Origin of the sequence: Streptomyces sp. WAC 04229 (assembly GCF_003947455.1) — a bacterium.
Classification (GTDB): domain Bacteria; phylum Actinomycetota; class Actinomycetes; order Streptomycetales; family Streptomycetaceae; genus Streptomyces.
Window position 1 is genome coordinate 1 of record NZ_QHJH01000323.1, and the last position, 4,454, is coordinate 4,454.

9 protein-coding genes are annotated in these 4,454 nt (G+C 69.2%); all 9 read right to left on the minus strand.

Features of this window, described 5'->3' with window-relative positions:
- The coding region (locus DMH12_RS37385; RefSeq protein ID WP_148107588.1) for a hypothetical protein at positions 1-231 on the minus strand (231 nt) is incomplete at its 3' end.
- 147 nt (positions 232-378) lie between these two features.
- Positions 379-888: a single-stranded DNA-binding protein gene (locus DMH12_RS37390; RefSeq protein WP_125495723.1), complete on the minus strand. Its 510-nt coding sequence runs from the start codon at positions 886-888 to the stop codon at positions 379-381.
- Positions 885-1,811, minus strand: a complete 927-nt coding sequence (locus tag DMH12_RS37395) for a hypothetical protein (protein WP_125495724.1) — start codon at positions 1,809-1,811, stop codon at positions 885-887. Before DMH12_RS37395 ends, DMH12_RS37390 begins: the two co-directional genes overlap by 4 nt.
- Complete coding sequence (locus DMH12_RS40615; RefSeq protein ID WP_125495725.1) at positions 1,808-2,305, minus strand: WhiB family transcriptional regulator; 498 nt, start codon at positions 2,303-2,305, stop codon at positions 1,808-1,810. Before DMH12_RS40615 ends, DMH12_RS37395 begins: the two co-directional genes overlap by 4 nt.
- Entirely contained in the window at positions 2,302-2,817 is a 516-nt protein-coding gene (locus DMH12_RS37405; protein WP_125495726.1) for a RusA family crossover junction endodeoxyribonuclease, read from the minus strand. Before DMH12_RS37405 ends, DMH12_RS40615 begins: the two co-directional genes overlap by 4 nt.
- Before the next feature lie 57 nt (positions 2,818-2,874).
- Positions 2,875-3,651, minus strand: coding sequence for an HNH endonuclease signature motif containing protein (locus DMH12_RS37410; RefSeq protein WP_221763158.1), 777 nt, complete (start codon positions 3,649-3,651; stop codon positions 2,875-2,877).
- Between the two features lie 16 nt (positions 3,652-3,667).
- On the minus strand, positions 3,668-3,871 hold the full coding sequence (locus tag DMH12_RS39385; protein WP_185832765.1) for a hypothetical protein: 204 nt from the start codon (positions 3,869-3,871) through the stop codon (positions 3,668-3,670).
- Positions 3,864-4,160 carry a hypothetical protein gene (locus DMH12_RS39390; RefSeq protein WP_185832766.1) on the minus strand — a complete coding sequence of 99 codons (297 nt, stop codon included), beginning with the start codon at positions 4,158-4,160 and terminating at the stop codon, positions 3,864-3,866. Before DMH12_RS39390 ends, DMH12_RS39385 begins: the two co-directional genes overlap by 8 nt.
- Positions 4,157-4,454 (minus strand): hypothetical protein (locus DMH12_RS37420; protein ID WP_221763159.1); only part of this gene is annotated, 298 nt, incomplete at its 5' end. The genes DMH12_RS37420 and DMH12_RS39390, both read right to left, overlap by 4 nt.

A 4,454-nucleotide genomic window follows, 5' to 3' on the forward strand; every position in this document is an offset into this window, starting at 1 on the left:
CCCGCAGAGCGCCGCCGGCTCCTCACCGAGGTCGCTCCTCAGCACGCCGCGCACTGGCAGGACGCGGTAGGCGGAGGCGTGGTAGCCGAAGTCCTGCCAGTGCGCGGCGTGCTGAGGAGCGACCTCGGTGAGGAGCCGGCGGCGCTCTGCGGGTTCGTCGGCGTCGGGCACGGTCTGGGCGGTGCCGGGGACGGTGTACCCCTCGGGGTCGATCAGGCGCATCTCAGGCACGGGGGTCCCCTCGGGAGATGGGTGGGGCTTGGATACCTCCACAGTACCGGGATAAACATGGCAATGCAATGCGTATTCCGGGGTTGGTGGACACGAGAAAGGGGCCCGACCCGAAGACCAGACCCCTCAAGCGGCACCGCGGCTACCTCAGAAAGGAGGTTCCGAATCGCCTCCCGACCCCCAACCGCCCGTCGCCGGCCCCGTACCCGGCACACCCGACGCCCACGGATCCTCACGCCCCTCCCGCGACGTCTGACGGCTCGTCTCCTGGTACTGCTGCCGGCCGCCACCCGAACTGGTCTTCGTCACCTTCGCCGTCGCCGACCGGAGACTGACCCCGATCTCCTCGACATCGAGTTCGTACACCGTCCGCTTGACGTTCTGCTTGTCCTCGTACGACCGCTGCTTCAGCCGGCCCTGCACGATGACCCGCATGCCGCGCTGCAAGGACTCCGCGACATTTTCTGCGGCCTGCCGCCACACCGAGCAGGTGAGGAAGAGGCTCTCGCCGTCCTTCCACTCGTTGGTCTGCCGGTCGAACGTCCTCGGCGTGGACGCCACCCGGAACTTCGCCACCGCCGCCCCGGCCGGGGTGAACCTCAGCTCGGGGTCATCGACGAGGTTCCCGCATACCGTGATCACAGTCTCGCCGCTCATGCTGCTTCTCCCATCTCGTTCTTCGTCAGGTTCTTGTCGCGGTACGCCCACGCCCGCCGCCACAACCGTCGGCCGTCCGCCGCCGCCCTCTGCTGCAACCGGTGCCACTGGCGTTCCGCAGCCTCCGGGGTCATCTCCAGCCGGGCCGCGATCTGCTCCGTCGTGTCCGTCGTCCACTCGAACAGGTGCTGGAGGACTTCCCGCCGCTCGGTACGTCCGAGGATTACGGACTCCCCCATCAGCCAGCGCGCGGCCAGGTTCTCCCCGTCCGTGGCGGCCGGCGCGGGAGCATCGGTCTGCGGTACCGCGGTCGGGTCATCGATCGTGTCGTCATCCCACGCCAGCGGACCGTGGAACCCCTGCCGGTCAGCCGCCCGCCTGGTCCGCTCGGCGACCCAGTCAGGGACATCGTGCGCGGACGGGTCGGCGTCCCACCACATTCCGTACAGGCCCCTGACAGCTCGTGCCATCCGCGCCGTGCCCTTGTCGGAAGCCACCGCCTTCTGGAAGTACGTCTTCCTGAAGCCCAGCTGGCGGGCCATCGCTGCCCGCGGAAAGCCCCGCGTCTCCATGGCCTGCACACGGCGCAGGGTCCCAGTCGCGTCCACCCGGGACGGGTCGGGCAGATCGTCCAAGGTCGGCCAGAACGCCAGGATCAGTTCCGCCGGCTCGGTCTCGAACTTCTCCCCCGGCGGGAACCCGTTCGAGCCGAACAGCAAGTGATCCAGGTGGTGGGCGGACAATCCGAGGCGCTTCTCGAGGGCTCTGATGGGCATTCCTGCCGCTCGCATCCGGTTCACGTGATCACGGACGGGTTGGGCGTCCACGAACGGCTGCTTCCACTGACCGAGAGCCTGCAAGCGGCGCCGTCGGGTCTGCATGTGGGCGTTGGCTCGCTTCTGTGCCGGTGTGCGGGTGCTCATGCCGCCACCTCCTGCGCGACCGCACGCGCCGAAGCCGCGATCAGGTCGTTGACCCGGTTCACCGTCTGCACGTTCGTCGACAACGCCTCCGCCAACTCCACCCCCTCCAAGCCCTGCGCCCGCAGCGCCACAAACTCCTCCAACCGGTCCCGGAACATCCGCTCCGCCACATTCCGGGTCCGGCCGACCGTCATCCCCGCCTGCCGCCGGTGCACGGCCAGACGCTCCTTCTCCGTCATCCCGCCCAGCACGCCGTGGTCCTGACCCGTGTTCAGCGCCCAGGAGCGGCAGGTGGTGAGGACGGCGCACCGGCGGCAGATCCGCTTGGCGTCGGCGGCCTGGACGCGGGCGTTGGCGTTGTCGCCGACGGGAAACCACAGGTTCGGGTCGGGGTGGGTGCGGCATTCGGCGTCGTCGCGCCAGTCGCCGCTGTCGGCGGGGGCGTGGCGGGGGTTCGTAGCCGGTGTTCTGCCGAGGCTGGTTGTGGTGGTCATCGGGTGGCTCCGGGAAGGGTGTAGAGGCGGATGATCGCGCCGGGTGCGGGGAGGGCTTCGGGGTGCTCGCCGGGGTAGACCTTGCGGCTGTGGGACTCGATGACGCGGCCGTCGTCTTCCCATGCCTTGGCGGCGGTGATGGCGTCGTATGTAGATCGTTCGAGTTTGTCGAGGTCGGGGCTGACGGCGGGGTAGGTGCGGCGGCGCTTGGGGGCGTTGACGGGCTTGGGCATGGTGAAGGTGACGTCTGCGCGTACCGGGCCGGCCAGGGGGTGGGCGTCGCCGCGGAGTAAGGCGGTGGTGATGGCGTCTGTGACGGCTTCCCGCCAGGGCTTGACCTTCTTGGAGGACTCCCGCATGAGGGGGATGGCTTTGCCGGTTCGGCGGCTTCGTCCCCATCCGACGGGGGTTTTGCTGCCTTGGGGGCCGGCGAGTCCGTAGACGGTGACGGTGAGGGCGGGTTCGGGGGCCCAGTTGTAGGCGGTGGTGTGGTTGGGGGCGAGGGTGGTCATGTGGTGGGCTCCAGGGGTTGTCCGCGTCGGAGGTAGGTGGCGTGGCCGGGTGGGTGGTTACTGGGCTGCGCGTCTGCGAGCTGCCGCTTCTTTTCCGCGGCGGCGTCGGCATTCGCGGCAGTGCCGGCGGCCGCGGTTGTCCACGTAGAGGTTTGGGCCGGAAAGCGGGTGACCGTGGATGCAGTCGGTCTGTGCTGCTTGGCGTGCTGCGAATCCGCGGGAGCGCAGGAGGTTGATCCGGCCCGTGACGGCTTCAAGGTGTTCGGGATTGACGCACAGCGTGTTGCGGCAAAGGTGGTCTATCTGCAAGCCCTCGGGTATCGCGCCCTTGGCCGTCTCGTAGGCGAGCCGGTGTGCATATCGGGTGCCGATCTTGCCGTACCTGCCGTTGGTGCAGCCGGTCCAGATCCAGCATTGCCCCAGGGAGGGCCGGTCCTCGGGGATAGGGCCGTTGCGGTTGGTTCGGGCGGCAAGCGCGTCGGCGGGGTTTCGGTACAAGGCTGGCGGCGCGAGGGGGTCCCCGTAGGTGCGAAGTCGGTTGTAGTGCGTCCAGCAGAGCCTTTTCGCCTGTGCTGGCTTGTTGCATCCGTCGACTTGGCAGGGCTTGGTCCTGCCCGACGGCTTGGGTGGGTTCTTGCGCAGCTTCTCGGACTCGCAGGCTCGGCAGTAGGCGGTGAGGACTAGGCCGCCGGGCTTACGGGTTCTGAAGGAACTGGCGGGCTTGGTTTCCTGGCACCTGGGGCAGCGCTTGGCCTGCGGCAGAGCTGTTCGTGTGAGCGATGCGCTGATCTTTTCTCGCTGCTCGGCGGGCATTCGCTGTCCCTTGGCGGGCATGGTCACTCCTCTGCGGTCATCGGGTGGGTTCGGGGAGGTGGAGGTCTCGGGCCAGGCCGACTCGGATGTCGAGGGCGATGGCTTCGTTGTTGAGGAATCGGACGACGGTGGCGAGGCGTTGGCGGTGGGCGGCGAGGTCGTTTTCGGCGGAGATGAGGTCGGGGTGCCGGGTGGCGAGCTGGTCGGCGAGGACGGTCTCGTAGGCGGCCTGGTCAGGCATGGGGGTGCTCCCGTTCCCAGGGCCCGTAGCCGATGCCGAGGGCGAAGGCGACCTTCTGCGCGGCGCGGACGTCGTCGCAGGGCCAGGGGTCGCAGTCTCGCGAGCAGTGGCGTCCGGTTTCGTCGGGGCGGTGGAGGAGGGCGGCGTCGGCGAACCAGAGGCAGAGTTCGCCTTCGAGGTAGCCGCCCTGGCGTCGGAGGGTTTCGGCGGCGGTGAGGAGTTCGGCGCGGGGGCTGGTGGGGCCGATGTCGGCGGCGGGCGTGCTGTAGAGGGCTTCGAGGTCGGTCACGGCTCGGGGTGTCCTTTCGGTGTCTCCTGGTCGGCGCGGGCGGCGGCTGCGGTGGACGGCGACGTGAGGACGTATTCGTGGATGGCGCCCATGGGGCAGATGGCCTGCCAGCGGAGGGTGCGGGTGGCCAGCGTGTAGTGGAGGGTGCTGCCGTCGTGGAGGGGCCGGGTGGCGGTGCCGTCGCGGTGGTCTCGCCAGGCTTGGATGTGGGGGGTGGTGATGCCGGCGAGGCGGGCGGCGAGGACGGCGAAGCCTTGGGTGTCGGTCATGAAGTCGCGGGGCCGGCGTTCGAGG